The organism is Neisseria sp. HMSC065C04, assembly GCF_001815375.1.
GTDB classification, from domain to species: Bacteria; Pseudomonadota; Gammaproteobacteria; order Burkholderiales; family Neisseriaceae; genus Neisseria; species Neisseria flavescens_D.
On record NZ_KV820403.1, the window covers coordinates 1 to 356 of the forward strand.

The 356-nt window shown below is 60.4% G+C and carries 1 protein-coding gene; it reads right to left on the bottom strand.

What is annotated here, in order from left to right:
* Nucleotides 1-356, bottom strand: a 356-nt coding sequence (locus tag HMPREF3022_RS11685; protein WP_210399653.1) for a hypothetical protein, incomplete at both ends; no start/stop codon positions are given.

Sequence of the window (356 nt, forward strand, 5' to 3'; positions counted from 1 at the left end):
CCCATATCGTCGATATAGGCGTAGGTGCAGTTCTCCGCCGCAGTGACCCGTGCCGGCAAGGTACCGTCGATATGCGGACGCGGGGTGGTGCGTTCGGGACGGTAGGTGAGTTGGGCGGAGATGGCGGTAAAGGTATGGCTGTAGGCGGTATCGCGGCTGCCGCTGTGTTCCATGGAAAGTACCAGCCAGCCGTCGGGTGCTTCGGGGAAGGAGACATCGGTTTGGAACACCTTCATCGGCGTCATGGAGACGACGTTGCCGCTACCGTTGGCGACGGTTTGACGGCAGAGGTTGGCTTCGTTCAACAGGGTCGTCTGAACTTGGGCTTCGTCGGTTGTTTTGGGATGAAGGCCCCA